The sequence below is a fragment of the Marivirga atlantica genome (genome assembly GCF_016734805.1).
Lineage (GTDB): Bacteria > Bacteroidota > Bacteroidia > Cytophagales > Cyclobacteriaceae > Marivirga > Marivirga atlantica.
The window spans coordinates 500,457-513,625 of sequence record NZ_JAERQG010000004.1; the positions used below are offsets into that span (position 1 = coordinate 500,457).

The following is a 13,169-nucleotide window of genomic DNA, read 5'->3' on the forward strand; positions in this document are numbered from 1 at the left end:
TATTTCATTGTTCTTCACCTGACTCAGCTTGTTCAGGTTTCTTATTCCATTCATCAGGGTGTACGGTCGTATCCCAAATTTGCCCCTCTTTCTTATCTCTTCTCAGCTTAGGCTTTTTCTCTGTAACTGAAGAAGGTTGCAAATCCCAAGGCCAGATTTTTGACCAGAACATTGACAGGCTTTGCTGAGTTCGTCTTAACCACGGAATACCATGTCTTGAAGCAGACAAATGCCTACTACTAGGATGATAATCTTTACCCTTTTTAGTGGTTATCTTATAGTCACCGTCATACTTAGCAATATCTTCAGTTATGCGCTTCATAGTTGATGATGGGTACTGCCTTTCCTTTACCGTTAGCAACCTTTCGTCATGTAACTTTGAGCGTTCAATCTTAGGGACAGTTATCATGAGCCTGTCATCATGCAACTCCGCCTTTTTAGGTTTTTCCGGAGCTGCTACAAGTAGCCGGTCGTCATGAAGTTCTCTCTTTTTTGGTTTCTCTGGAGCAGAAACTAACAAACGCTTGCCATGAACTTCTTGCTTCTTAGGATCCTCCTTTGTGATGTACATCAGTTTATCGTCATCATAAGGCTTTGGCTTATCTGCCACCTGAAAATTCATGAGCTTATCATTATCAAGCTTAGTTGGTTTGGACTTTCTTTTTGAACTTTCAAGTTCGTCAAAATCATAAGGTTTAGGCCTGTCACTTTCTTTAGCAGTGTAAAGTCTTTTGCCATCTACTTTCCTATCTGTTTTATCCTTCTTTTTATTCTGAAGTGTTTTTTCCGGTCTAATAATACCAATGATAGGGACATCTACCCGAGGACCAACATCTTTACCACTAGGCTTTTTAGCTTTGTTTTTTTTCTGAAGAATAGGCCCCTTTTCTGCAACGCGGGTATCATACGGAATAAGAGGTGTTTTTAACTCAACAGCGCCTTCACCTGGCTTTCTACTTTCTGATCGTATTTCAGGCTTTTCATTGTAAACTTTGCGCTTTGGCCGTTTATCAGGATTATACTTTTTTGTTTCGTAATCACTCTTTCTGGCCTTGAACCACATAATTTTACTCCAATCCCATTTGGTAATCTTAGAACGTTTACTGGTTTTCACCTTTTTAAGATCCATTTTAGGTGGATCAATTTTTTCCGTTTCTAAAGGGTTCTTACCTCTTCTGATTTGGGCAAAGCTTTCCTGCGTTGCTCCACAAATGAGGAGCAAACCAATAATTATTAGATATGGTACACTTTTTCTGATTTTACTAAAGTAATTAAAATTCAGCTAAGGCCTTAATTTTATCTTTTATTCGCTCCTTTGGTAGAAAGTCTTTTTCCAGTTCGCTATTAAAAGGAACAGGGGTATCTAAACTACCTTCTCTCATAATAGGCGCATCAAGATCATTAAAGCAATTTTCAGCTACCCAAGCCGAAATCTCCCCACTGATACTTCCTGTGAGACAGTCTTCGTTAAAAATAAAGACCTTACCAGTTTTCTTAATACTAGCTGCTATAGTTTCCTTGTCCCAAGGAAGTAAAGTTCTTAAATCAATCAACTCAACAGAAATATCAGGAAAATCATTCATTGCTTCTTTTGCCCAGTGAACGCCCATTCCATAAGTCACCAACGTGAGGTCAGTTCCTTCCTGAATAATTTTGGCTTTTCCGATTTCGGTAGTGTAATAATCATCAGCAACTTCTGAAGTTATTGATCTGTAAAGTGCTTTGTGCTCAAAGAACATAACTGGGTTAGGATCTTCAATGGCAGCATTTAATAATCCTTTCGCTTCTTCTGGATTAGATGGATATACAATTTTCAATCCTGGAGTATGGAAAAACCAGGCTTCATTAGATTGTGAGTGGAAAGGACCCGCTGCTACACCTGCACCCGTAGGCATACGCACCACAACATCAGCATTTTGCTGCCATCTATAATGAGATTTAGCCAGGTTATTGACAATCTGGTTAAAACCGCAAGTAACAAAATCAGCAAACTGCATCTCAATTACTGATTTCTGCTTCTTAATACTCATGCCCAGACCGACACCAATAATGGCTGATTCACAAAGTGGAGTATTTCTAATTCTATCCTTGCCAAATTTATCCACAAAGCCTTCAGTAATCTTAAATACACCTCCATATTCAGCAACATCTTGCCCCATTATGACCAATTCAGGATATTTCTCCAATGATTGATTAAGCGCATCAGAAATGGCATCTACAAACCTTTTGTCGGACTTTTTACCTGAAGGCTCTATTAGCTGCTGATCATGCTGCTGAAACATGTCATCTACCTGATCCTGGGCTTTAACAATAGGATAAACATCTTTTGAAGCTATATCCAAACCTTCATTAATCTGAGCCTTTATTTCAGCTCTTAGGTCTGCTACTTCCTGTTCATTGATGACACCTTCTTTTAATAAATATGCCTCGTAATTATTAACAGGATCTTTTTTAGCCCACTCATCAAATAGTTCCTGTGGTACATATTTAGTTCCTGAAGCTTCTTCATGGCCGCGCATTCTGAAGGTCATTGCCTCCATGAGAATAGGTTGCGGTTTCTTTCTTATTTTCTTGGATGCTGCTTCTACCGCATGATAGACTTCCAATACGTTATTACCATCAACCTTAACCGCTTCCATGCCATAACCAGGTCCCTTATCAATGAAGTTCTTGAATTTAAACTGCTCATTGCTAGGTGTTGAAAGTCCGTACCCATTATTTTCGATCATAAAAATCACAGGCAAATCCCAAACCGCTGCTACATTTAGCGCTTCATGGAAGTCTCCCTCGGAGCTTCCACCATCACCACTAAAAACTAAAGTAGCCTTCTCCTCTTGGCTTATTTTATTAGCTAGCGCTATTCCATCGGCTACTCCAAGCTGCGGCCCTAAGTGAGAAATCATTCCTACGATGTGGTACTCATTCGTTCCAAAGTGAAACGATCGATCTCTACCTTTTGTAAAACCCTGCATTTTCCCCTGAAACTGAGAAAACAGTCTATTTAAAGGAATGCCTCTGGAAGTAAATACTCCAAGGTTCCTATGCATAGGCAGAATATATTCATCGTTTTCAAGTGCTAATGTTGCACCCACAGAAATGGCCTCTTGACCAATTCCTGAAAACCATTTACTAATCTTGTTTTGACGCAGCAGTATTAACATTTTCTCCTCAATGAGGCGTGGTGTTAATAACTGTTTATAGATATCTAATAACTTTTCGTCTGTTAATTGCTTTCTCTTAAATTGCATGTTCAAATGTAATGATGGCAGGTTTTGCCTTTCAAGTTAGGTTAATAGTAATTTGATTTGGCATAAGCGTAAAATTTAACGAGCAGCTGCCTTAATCATCAGGCAAAATTAAAGTAATGCGCCAATCTGCAAAAGGCCGTTATATTTTTTATTTTTGAATCACACTATGATAAAATTTAATTCATTCGTTCTTGATAATGGTTTACAGGTATTTGTTCATGAAGATGATAAAACCCCTTTAGCCGTAGTTAACATTTTGTATGACATTGGATCAAGGGACGAATCTCCTGATAAAACCGGCTTTGCACACTTGTTTGAGCACTTAATGTTTGGTGGCTCTGAAAACATCCCTAATTATGACGAGCCTTTACAAAAAGTAGGTGGTGAAAATAATGCTTTTACCAGCCCTGACATTACTAACTATTATGTGACAATTCCTTCCAAAAATATTGAAACAGCCTTTTGGCTCGAATCAGACAGAATGAAATCTCTTTCTTTCGATCCAAAAGTTTTAGAGGTACAGCAAAAGGTGGTTATTGAAGAGTTTAATCAGCGCTACTTAAATCAACCTTATGGTGATTTATGGTTAAAGCTGAGGCCATTAGCTTATCAGGAACACCCATACAAATGGGCCACTATTGGTAAAGAAATAAAGCATATTGAAAACGCTACTATGGCCGATGTGAAAGATTTTTTCTTTACATATTACAGACCCAATAATGCGTACATGGTGGTAGCAGGAGATGTAAAAACTGATGAGGTTAAAAAATTAGCTGAAAAATGGTTTGGGGATATTCCTTCTGGTGAAAAGTTGGAAAGAAAATTACCTAAAGAACCTGAACAAACAAAAGCTCGGTTTTTAGAAGTAGAAGCTGACGTTCCTGTTAATAACATATACAAAGCTTACCACATGCCCGGAAAAAAAGAGGATGCCTTTTATGCCTCGGACTTGGTGAGTGATTTATTAGGCAGGAGTAAATCTTCAAGACTTTATCAAAAACTGGTAAAAGAAGCAGGCATTTTCACTGGCATATCAGCTTACGTGACGGGATCAATAGATCCGGGACTTTTAATGATCAGCGGTCAGGTTGCCGATGGCATTCCGCTTGATCACGCCAATAGAGCGGTAGAAGAAGTCATAGCTGACTTCAAAACTTCAGAATTATCAAATAAAGAAATAGAGAAAGTAAAAAATCAGGCCATATCAACAATTGTTTATGGCGAAGTTGAACTATTAAACCGTGCCATGAGTATAGCCTTTGGAGCCGTAATGGGTAATCCTAATTTGGTGAACGAAGAAGCTGACAAAATAAGAAGCGTTAGCAAAACAGATATTGAAACAGCAGCTTCGAAAATATTGAAACCTGAAAATTGTTCTACCTTATATTATAAAGCAAAATCAGCATAACAATGCAAAAAATTAGAATAGGATATGGCTATGATGTTCATCAACTAGCCGATGGTGAAGAGTTTTGGTTAGGTGGAATCAAGTTAGATTATCACCGTGGCGCTGTGGGGCATTCCGATGCTGATGTACTGATCCACGTTATTTGTGATGCTTTACTAGGTGCCGCCAATTTGAGAGATATTGGTTATCATTTCCCAGATACTGACCCAAAGTACAAAGGGATTGACAGCAAGAAGCTACTAGCTGAAACCACCAAAATTATCAGGAATGTAGGTTTCGAGATTGGTAACATCGATGCTACCGTATCACTCCAAAAGCCTAAGATAAAACCCGTTATCCCAGATATGATAAAATGCCTATCAGAGGTAATGGAAATTGATAAAGAAGACTTATCCATTAAAGCAACTACTACAGAAAAACTTGGCTTCGTAGGTCGTGAAGAAGGTGTAGATGCTCATGCAGTAGTGCTTATTTATAAAAAATAATATAAAATGAGTGATGTAAAAATTATAGTGACAGAAGATGGAAGTCATTCGCTTTATCATAAAGTGTTGAAAGAAACCTATCACTCATTTCATGGGGCTATCAATGAATCTAACTATGTATTTCTTGATAAGGGCATTCGCTATTGGAGAACAAAAGAAGGCTTACCTTCTTCCATCAACATTTTTGAAGTAGGTTTTGGCACAGGTTTAAACGCCTTATTGGCAGCTCAATTTGCTGAAGAAAATAGAGTAAACATTCACTTTCACACGATTGAGCCCTTCCCTCTAGACTTAGAAGTAGTGAAAGATTTAAACTATACTTCAAAAATAAATGATGGTCAATATACTGAGCTATTTAATAAAATTCATGAAGCGGCCTGGGAAGAAAAGATTGAAATTTCGGAATATTTCTCAATAAGAAAAGACAAGCAGAGGCTTCAACATATTGAAGATCATTTCAACAACAGTTTTGATGTCATATTTTTCGATGCTTTTGCACCAAGCAAACAAGCTGAAATGTGGGAAATTGCTTTAATAGAACAATGTTTTAATTTACTTAAGGATGGAGGTGTATTTGTAACATACAGTGCTAAAGGTCAGCTTAAGAGAGATTTAAAACAAGTTGGTTTTGAAGTAGAAACACTTCCAGGGCCTCCTGGTAAAAAGGAAATGGTTCGAGCAACAAAAAACGCATCTACCTAATGGACTTAAGGTTATTTTTTAATCCTGTATCTGAAGAGCTTTTCGATAACATTAAAAAGCAAGGCTCTTTTTATAAAAGCATAAAAGTTTACACAGAAGTTTTTCCTGACTATAAGGAAGCCGATATTGCTTTGATTGGGATTTCTGATAAGCACAATTCGGATGAAGAACATGGCCTATGGGAAGGCGCAGATGCTATTCGTAAAAAACTATACCGACTAACAAAAGGTAGCGGAGCCTACAAAATAGTTGATTTGGGTAACATATCTGAAACTATTGATATAGAGCAGAGCTATGGACGAGTACAAGAGGTGTGCAGAGCCTGTATAGAAAATAACACCCTCCCAGTACTAATCGGTGGTTCTCATGATTTCAGTTATGAGCAATATAAAGCTTATGAAGAAATGGAAAAGCTCATAAGCATTATAAATGTTGACGCCTTTCTTGATATGGAAGAACCTGAGGCATCACCGAACACCAATTTTGTACAGAAAATATTGATGCACCAGCCCAACTATCTTTTCAATTACAGCCATCTGGCTTATCAAAGTTATCTGGTCAGTCAACAAGCTGTTAACATTTTAGAGAGGCTGCATTTTGAGGCTCACAGAATTGGCGCACTAAGGCATGATATTAAAGAAATGGAGCCTATTATTCGTCAGGCAGATATGATGAGTTTTGATGTAACAGCCATTAAATCGGCTGATTTCCCTGCTTCTGAAAAAGCACAGCCTTTTGGTTTAACAGGTGAAGAGGCCTGTCAGCTATGCTGGTATGCAGGCATAAATGATAAATTGAGTAGCGTAGGATTTTTCGAATTTGATCCATGGCTCGATGATCAATCAGAGAAATCTGCCAGCGTATTAGCTACCATGATATGGTATTTCATTGAAGGATTTTATCATAGAAAAGATCATACTGATTTTAGGTCTAACGATTATGCCAAATATGTAGTAACGATGCCTGAGGACGAAACGGATGATCATATCATATTTTACAAAAGCCTTGTTAGTGAAAAATGGTGGATGGAAATCCCCAATCCAAATGATAAAAAGATTTACAATAGAAATTTCATAGTACCCTGTAGTTATTCAGATTATGAACAAGCTATGAAAGGTGAAATCCCTGAAAGATGGGTTGCCATGCATGCGAAACTCTTTTAAACGGAATTGTCTCAAATGAAAAATTACTTACTGTTCATTTCTTGTCTTCTAATCTTTTCTTGTAATGAAGAAAAAGAATCGGCTGATTCAATTATTAAAAACGCCATAGAATATCATGGAGGCGCTGCTTATGATTCCGTTAATGTAGAATTCCAGTTCCGAGATAAGCGTTATCAAATAACCCAAAATCACGGCAATTTCAAATACAAAAGAGTTTTTGTAGACAGCTTAGAAAATGTTCTGCTCGATATACTTACTAATAATGGACTTATAAGACATTACAATGATTCTTTGGTTGAGCTGTCGGCTAAAGATTCATCAGCATATGCCAATTCCGTGAATTCTGTTCAGTATTTCGCCATGCTGCCACAGCCACTATCTGATCCTGCAGTAATAGCTTCAAGGAAAAAAGATGTTTCTATAAAGCAGAAGGAATATTACAGTATCGAAGTAAAATTCTCTGAAAACAATGGAGGTGAAGACTTTGAAGATATTTTTATGTATTGGTTTGACAAAGAAGACTACAGCATGGACTATTTAGCCTACCAATATAATACTGATGGTGGTGGGGTTAGATTTAGAGAAGCCTATAATTCGCGAGTTATAGATGATATTATTTTTCAGGATTACAATAATTTTAAAGCCTCAATAGGAACTCCATTAATAGAATTACCTACTCTTTTTGAGCAAAACAAGCTAGAGTTACTTTCTAAAATAGAATTAGAATTTATAAATGATTAAATCAGGTCCTAAATACCAGACAGTTTTCGCCTTAAGCGTATTTCTCATCTTACTTTTTATTTCCTTCTTCTTTTTATTGAATAGTTTACTTAGCAACCCTGAGTTCTTTATTTTAAAACTAATACTTACCCCTATTGTGTTAGTTATTGCATTGTTAATTCTTAACAAGCTGATTGCCGGAGTAAAAACTATTGAAGCAGGTAATAACCAAATTTCAGTTTTTCACCCCATTAGCAGGAAAAGAATTAAACTTCAAATAGCAGATATATTAGGCTGGCAGGAAGAAGTAGTGAAAACCAAAAATGGTGATTTCCGGGAAACAAAAATTCTTTACGCTAAAAAGAAAGTTATTAAGCTTTCTAATAAAGAAAACACCGAATATGATAGACTGGTAAAGTACCTCCGACAAAAAGCTAAAAAAAAGGAAGTAAGAAATAAGTAACCTAAAGTGCGCTTTGCAGTTATTAATAGCCAAAACTAAAACGATTTATTATGGCTAAAATAACTTTAGGCGGACAACCAACCGAAACAAATGGTGAATTACCTGCTGTAAATGAACCAGCACCAGATTTTCAACTTACGAAAACCGACTTTTCTGAGGTTAATCTATCAGATTATAATGGTAAAAATGTAATACTTAATATTTTTCCTAGTGTTGACACCAGCGTTTGTGCTATGTCTGTAAGAAAATTTAATGAAGATGCTGCTTCATTGGACAACACAGTAGTATTATGCATCTCTAAAGATTTACCTTTTGCACAAGCTAGGTTTTGCGGAGCAGAAGGTATAGAAAATGCTATTCCTCTATCAAACTTTAAACATGCTGAATTTGCAGAAAAATACGGTGTGAGAATTCAAAGTGGCAATTTTGCTGATTTAAATGCCAGAGCCGTAGTGGTTGTAAACCCAGAAGGAAAAGTTGTTCATACTGAATTAGTTCCTGAAATTGGCGAAGAACCAAACTATGAAGAAGCGTTAAACGCTGTTAAATAAAAAAAGCCCTTCTGAATAATTCAGAAGGGCTTTTTTCTTATTTTATCTTAATTACGATTATTCTGCACTTTGAACTTTAACTTCAATGGTAATAGTACCATTTCCGTTAGTATCATTAATTGCTGTTACTTTGGCTAAACCTAAATAGCCTCCTCTATCGGCATCAAGTTCAAAAGCTACCACACTTCCTACAGATAAATTCGTAGCTGAAGAATTAGTATTAAGTTCTGAATCTGCAGCAGAAACTAAAGCTGATTCCGATTCAATTCCATCAAAATCTTCCGGTGACAAAGAAGTAACTCTAAACCTTGTTGAATTTCTTGTACCAAAAGTTGCTGCTATATCTAAATTTGAGTTGGTAGCCTTATAAACCGCTTGAAGTCCACCATCATCAATTGATGCTAAAGTGTTTTTATCATCATTTCCCCAATAATAGGCAAAATCTACTGGTGAGCTATTTACAGTTGAAGCGTCTCTCGCTTCAGCGAAGGTATATCTTTCATTATCAAGTGAGTTGTAAAAACCTTCTTCTGTGTTACCTTGAGCTCCAAATAAAACCGATTCATAGGTGTTAATAGATGCTACAACATCAAATGAAACAGAGCTTTGTGCTGTTCTATTTTCACCATCTTCTATTTCAACAGTAACGGTTGCTTCTGAATTTAATGATTCTTGAGGTATAGTTAAAGTAACAGTAAACTCGCCAAGTGTATCACTAGCTACACCAATACTATTAAGATCTAAAACCACAGGATCAAAAGTAACATCGTTATCTGATTCAACAGTAAGCGTAGCACCAATCAGTTCTGCCTCTGCTCTAAAAGATATGTCAAACTCTGCTGTTGCACCTGCAGAGTAGGAAGTTTCAGATGTTGTTATTGTAACCGAGGGCCCTGATGTTACTGGTTCTTCAACTGTATCATCGCAAGACGTAAAAAATAATGCCGATCCCATTCCTGCCAGCATTAACGCGTTTCTAAATAATTTTTTCATGTTTTTCTCTTTAAAATGTTGTTTTGGTTTTACTAGTACTATAGACACACTCCCCCCCCCAAAGGTTTGAATTATGATTACTTATTTTCCATTTTCTGATAATTGTTATGGTTTTAATTGATATAATATTACATTGTAAGGGAGAAGAAAGGGGTATGACAATTTCATCCAGTTATTAACAATAATGGTCTCTTTTTTCATAGAATTGGTATAAAATGTAATTTAACTGGTAGAAATTGAAGTAATAAATTTTAAATTGCGTACTGATTTATGAAGAATTTAATTACATTTATAAATCGTTCGCACAAATAAAACTTTAACTAATTAACCATCACTAAAGAAATTGATTATGGCAGAGAATAACCAGAGCATCTTTGACATGATACACCAATACGGTCCTATGGTGGGCTTGGGTATTATTGGTATAGCTGTTTTAATTGTTGTTTTGTACTATTTGCGTTTAGCAAGTCTTAAAGAGTTCAAACAGAAATATGACTATATCAACAAAAATGAGATTGACACACTTTGGCGTGCAACTGTAGTGCTTTTAATAGGTGCAGTAGTGGCTGTCAACGCACTTTTTGGTGAAACAGAATTTTTATGGTTAGCAGTTAAAATATTTGTTTCAGCCATGTTAGCACTAATTATTGGTGTTATCATCCAAAATATTCTTCGTTTCTACTTCCCTTTTTACATTGAAAAAAGATTAAAGAAATTAAGATATACTCCTCGTATTTCGCCTAAAACTGGAAAAGCAATGAAGCTTTTAAGTGAGGAAGAAGAAGATGTTTACCTTGATGAAGGTATGCAAGCTGAGGAGGATATATTCTCTGTGGATTATGATGTTTGGGTTGATGAAGAAACTGGTTATACTAAAATTGAGAAGTATTCTGGTCACTTACATGCCTTGCAGTGTTCAGAATGTAATTATCAAACTTTGAAAGTTGTTAAGGAAGAAATCATCAAGTCTCCTACAATGACTGAAGAAGGTGAGCTGATGAAATATTACAAATGCTCATATTGTGGGCATAAAGCAAGAAAGACTTTCCACATTGCTAAATTAAAAGATAACGCTGATGCTGCAGATCAGGCGACTGGTTAATAAATAATATTAGAGTTAATAAAAAAGGCTTTCCAATTGGAAAGCCTTTTTTATTGATTGTGATTGAGTATTATTGAAATTTTAATGCGCTAAACAAACATTCTTTTGTTCAGTAAAAAACTTCAAGGCATCAAAGCCTCCCTCCCTACCTAATCCGCTATTCTTAGTTCCTCCAAATGGAGTACGTAAATCTCTATTCATCCAGCAGTTTATCCATACAATTCCACTTTCAATATTAGCTGCCAAACTATGTGCCTTCGAAATATCATTAGTCCATAAAGTAGTGGCTAATCCATAGGAAGAATCATTCACCAATGATAGTCCTTCCTCCTGGCTTTTGAATTTTTGTAGTGTAACCAAAGGCCCAAATACCTCTTGCTGATTTACTTTACAGCTGTTTGATAAACCTTCAAAAACGTGTGGTCTTAGGTAATAGCCAGCTTCATTTTGAGTCTTTAACTCAATACTTTCATTACCACAAAGCAGTTTACCTCCTTCATGATGAGCAGCACTAATAAAAGCTTTTACTTTTTCAAGATGATCTTTACTAATGAGGGCTCCCATATTTGTTGAAGCATTTCGTGGGTCTCCAACCTTTAGCCTTTTTACTCTTTCTACGAAAGCTGTTTTAAACTCCTCATATATGTCTTCTTGAATATAAATGCGAGAAGCACATAGACATATTTCACCCTGATTGGTAAAAGAGGCCCTCACTAAATCATCAACTGTTTTGTCAAAATCACAGTCATTGAATACGAGAGCGGCATTTTTACCTCCTAACTCTAGGGAGATTTTACGAAGCATAGGAGCAGAAATTTCGGCAATCTTCTTTCCTGTAACAGTCCCTCCGGTAAAGGAAATTGCTTTTACAGCTTCAGAAGTAACTATTTCATTCCCTATTGAAGCTCCAGTTCCATGAACAATATTTAGTACACCTGCAGGCAACCCTATCTCAATACATATTTTACTTAAAAGAAATGCTGTATATGGTGTTAGTTCTGACGGCTTTGCAATTACACAATTACCGGCTGCTAATGCAGGTGCTATTTTCCAACTAAAAAGATATAAAGGAAGATTCCATGGTGAAATACAACCTACTACACCTAAAGGTTGCCTCAAAGTATAATTGATCGATTCAGTATTTGAATAAGACTCAGATCCAAATTGGGTGATAGCCTGTGCAAAGAATTTAAAATTTTTACTAGCTCGTGGAATATCTACTCTTTTAGCAAGAGATAATGGTTTGCCGGTATCAGTTGATTCAGCCAAAGCCAGCTCATCCAGTTTATCAGCAATGAGGTTGGCAATAGCTAAGAGGTAATCAGAACGCTCTTCATTAGATAATTTACTCCAAATAGGATAAGCGGCTTGAGCACTTTTAAGAGCTAAGTTAAAATCATCCCTATTACTTTCGGGCACCAAAGAAAATGGTTTTCCTATTGCCGGATTAATATTTTCCCTAAACTCTCCTCCCTTTGGAGCTATCAGCTCCCCATTAATGTAATTGAGTATTTTCTCCATTTTTTAAAGACAGCTTAGCCTACCTCCATCAACAGGCATATTAATTCCATTAATATAAGCGGCTCTTTCTGATGCAAGAAATAAGATGGCATCTGCTACTTCCTTTGGCTCAGCAAATCTTCTTGCGGGAATTGCATTCTGCATTTCTTCACTAATACTTTCTAAAGACTTACCTGAATTTTTACTTTTGTTTTGAATAATGCTCTCCAACCTACCAGTCAGCGTAGCTCCAGGAAGTACATTGTTTACAGTAATATTGAATTCACCTAATTCATTAGCGAGTGTTTTTGACCAGTTAGCCACAGCTCCTCTTATTGTATTTGACACTCCTAAATTGTTTAGCGGCTGCTTCACAGAGGTTGATATAATATTAATGATTCTACCATAACCCTCTTCCTTCATACTTCCAATTACGGCCTTAACGAGGTATTGATTACATATCAAATGCTGGTTAAAAGCTTGCTGAAATTCCTCTGTTAACGCCTTATAGGCAGGACCTGCTTTAGGCCCACCAGTATTATTTACTAAAATATGAACCTTTTTGTCTTTTAAAGACTGAGATAATACTTCATGCAAACCTGCAGGATCATTAAAATCTGCCACCAAATAAGTATGTTTTTGGCCTTCTATTGACGGTAATTCATTAATAGTTCTTTTCAATTTATCCTCGTTACGAGCAATAAGAATTAAGTTTACGCCTTCTGCACTCATAGCATGTGCTACGGCTTTACCTATTCCTGCTGTGCTACCACATATAATGGCAGTTTTTCCTTTTAAATTTAATTCCATAAAATTAATTGCTGAGGGCAGTTT

The 13,169-nt window shown here is 36.4% G+C and carries 13 protein-coding genes; 8 read left to right on the forward strand and 5 right to left on the reverse strand.

What is annotated here, in order from left to right; all coding sequences use genetic code 11:
* Positions 1 to 4: 4 nt before the first annotated feature.
* Both JKP34_RS16410 and JKP34_RS16415 read right to left on the reverse strand, forming a co-directional pair.
* On the reverse strand, positions 5 to 1,222 hold the full coding sequence (locus tag JKP34_RS16410; protein WP_201923841.1) for a hypothetical protein: 1,218 nt from the start codon (positions 1,220 to 1,222) through the stop codon (positions 5 to 7).
* A gap of 49 nt (positions 1,223 to 1,271) precedes the next feature.
* Positions 1,272 to 3,248, reverse strand: a complete 1,977-nt coding sequence (locus tag JKP34_RS16415; RefSeq protein WP_201923844.1) for an alpha-ketoacid dehydrogenase subunit alpha/beta — start codon at positions 3,246 to 3,248, stop codon at positions 1,272 to 1,274.
* Between the two features lie 166 nt (positions 3,249 to 3,414).
* Between JKP34_RS16415 and JKP34_RS16420 the strand changes: the two genes are divergently transcribed.
* Genes JKP34_RS16420 through tpx form a run of 7 tightly spaced genes read left to right on the forward strand, consistent with a single transcriptional unit; the run spans position 3,415 to position 8,740 of the window.
* Positions 3,415 to 4,656 (forward strand): M16 family metallopeptidase, encoded by a 1,242-nt coding sequence (locus JKP34_RS16420; RefSeq protein ID WP_201923846.1) that lies wholly within the window; start codon positions 3,415 to 3,417, stop codon positions 4,654 to 4,656.
* Positions 4,657 to 4,658: 2 nt separating this feature from the next.
* A complete protein-coding gene (ispF, locus tag JKP34_RS16425; protein WP_201923848.1) occupies positions 4,659 to 5,141 on the forward strand; it encodes a 2-C-methyl-D-erythritol 2,4-cyclodiphosphate synthase in 483 nt (160 codons plus the stop codon).
* A 6-nt stretch (positions 5,142 to 5,147) separates the two neighbouring features.
* Positions 5,148 to 5,843 carry a tRNA (5-methylaminomethyl-2-thiouridine)(34)-methyltransferase MnmD gene (gene mnmD / locus JKP34_RS16430; RefSeq protein WP_201923850.1) on the forward strand — a complete coding sequence of 232 codons (696 nt, stop codon included), beginning with the start codon at positions 5,148 to 5,150 and terminating at the stop codon, positions 5,841 to 5,843.
* Positions 5,843 to 7,006, forward strand: coding sequence for a formimidoylglutamase (locus tag JKP34_RS16435; protein WP_201923852.1), 1,164 nt, complete (start codon positions 5,843 to 5,845; stop codon positions 7,004 to 7,006). Before mnmD ends, JKP34_RS16435 begins: the two co-directional genes overlap by 1 nt.
* A 15-nt stretch (positions 7,007 to 7,021) precedes the next feature.
* Positions 7,022 to 7,747, forward strand: a complete 726-nt coding sequence (locus JKP34_RS16440; protein ID WP_201923854.1) for a DUF6503 family protein — start codon at positions 7,022 to 7,024, stop codon at positions 7,745 to 7,747.
* A complete protein-coding gene (locus JKP34_RS16445) occupies positions 7,740 to 8,189 on the forward strand; it encodes a hypothetical protein (protein WP_201923856.1) in 450 nt (149 codons plus the stop codon). Before JKP34_RS16440 ends, JKP34_RS16445 begins: the two co-directional genes overlap by 8 nt.
* Positions 8,190 to 8,239: 50 nt before the next feature.
* Positions 8,240 to 8,740 (forward strand): thiol peroxidase, encoded by a 501-nt coding sequence (gene tpx, locus JKP34_RS16450; RefSeq protein ID WP_201923858.1) that lies wholly within the window; start codon positions 8,240 to 8,242, stop codon positions 8,738 to 8,740.
* 57 nt (positions 8,741 to 8,797) lie between these two features.
* Here the strand turns inward: tpx and JKP34_RS16455 are convergent, their stop codons facing one another.
* Positions 8,798 to 9,733 (reverse strand): hypothetical protein, encoded by a 936-nt coding sequence (locus JKP34_RS16455; protein ID WP_201923860.1) that lies wholly within the window; start codon positions 9,731 to 9,733, stop codon positions 8,798 to 8,800.
* A gap of 349 nt (positions 9,734 to 10,082) precedes the next feature.
* On the opposite strand from JKP34_RS16455, the gene JKP34_RS16460 reads away from it, so the two are divergent.
* Entirely contained in the window at positions 10,083 to 10,835 is a 753-nt protein-coding gene (locus JKP34_RS16460; RefSeq protein ID WP_201923862.1) for a hypothetical protein, read from the forward strand.
* 81 nt (positions 10,836 to 10,916) lie between these two features.
* Here the strand turns inward: JKP34_RS16460 and JKP34_RS16465 are convergent, their stop codons facing one another.
* Positions 10,917 to 12,356 (reverse strand): aldehyde dehydrogenase, encoded by a 1,440-nt coding sequence (locus tag JKP34_RS16465; RefSeq protein ID WP_201923864.1) that lies wholly within the window; start codon positions 12,354 to 12,356, stop codon positions 10,917 to 10,919.
* Between the two features lie 3 nt (positions 12,357 to 12,359).
* Entirely contained in the window at positions 12,360 to 13,145 is a 786-nt protein-coding gene (locus JKP34_RS16470) for an SDR family oxidoreductase (RefSeq protein WP_201923866.1), read from the reverse strand.
* Between the last annotated feature and the right edge of the window lie 24 nt (positions 13,146 to 13,169).

What these genes read in the sequence shown, in the direction of transcription:
- JKP34_RS16455 (WP_201923860.1), bottom strand. Translation starts at nt 9,733, where the DNA reads ATGAAAAAATTATTTAGAAACGCGTTAATGCTGGCAGGAATGGGATCG.
- JKP34_RS16440 (WP_201923854.1), top strand. Translation starts at nt 7,022, where the DNA reads ATGAAAAATTACTTACTGTTCATTTCTTGTCTTCTAATCTTTTCTTGT.
- JKP34_RS16465 (WP_201923864.1), bottom strand. Translation starts at nt 12,356, where the DNA reads ATGGAGAAAATACTCAATTACATTAATGGGGAGCTGATAGCTCCAAAG.
- JKP34_RS16460 (WP_201923862.1), top strand. Translation starts at nt 10,083, where the DNA reads ATGGCAGAGAATAACCAGAGCATCTTTGACATGATACACCAATACGGT.
- mnmD (WP_201923850.1), top strand. Translation starts at nt 5,148, where the DNA reads ATGAGTGATGTAAAAATTATAGTGACAGAAGATGGAAGTCATTCGCTT.
- JKP34_RS16435 (WP_201923852.1), top strand. Translation starts at nt 5,843, where the DNA reads ATGGACTTAAGGTTATTTTTTAATCCTGTATCTGAAGAGCTTTTCGAT.
- JKP34_RS16470 (WP_201923866.1), bottom strand. Translation starts at nt 13,145, where the DNA reads ATGGAATTAAATTTAAAAGGAAAAACTGCCATTATATGTGGTAGCACA.
- JKP34_RS16415 (WP_201923844.1), bottom strand. Translation starts at nt 3,248, where the DNA reads ATGCAATTTAAGAGAAAGCAATTAACAGACGAAAAGTTATTAGATATC.
- JKP34_RS16420 (WP_201923846.1), top strand. Translation starts at nt 3,415, where the DNA reads ATGATAAAATTTAATTCATTCGTTCTTGATAATGGTTTACAGGTATTT.
- JKP34_RS16445 (WP_201923856.1), top strand. Translation starts at nt 7,740, where the DNA reads ATGATTAAATCAGGTCCTAAATACCAGACAGTTTTCGCCTTAAGCGTA.
- tpx (WP_201923858.1), top strand. Translation starts at nt 8,240, where the DNA reads ATGGCTAAAATAACTTTAGGCGGACAACCAACCGAAACAAATGGTGAA.
- ispF (WP_201923848.1), top strand. Translation starts at nt 4,659, where the DNA reads ATGCAAAAAATTAGAATAGGATATGGCTATGATGTTCATCAACTAGCC.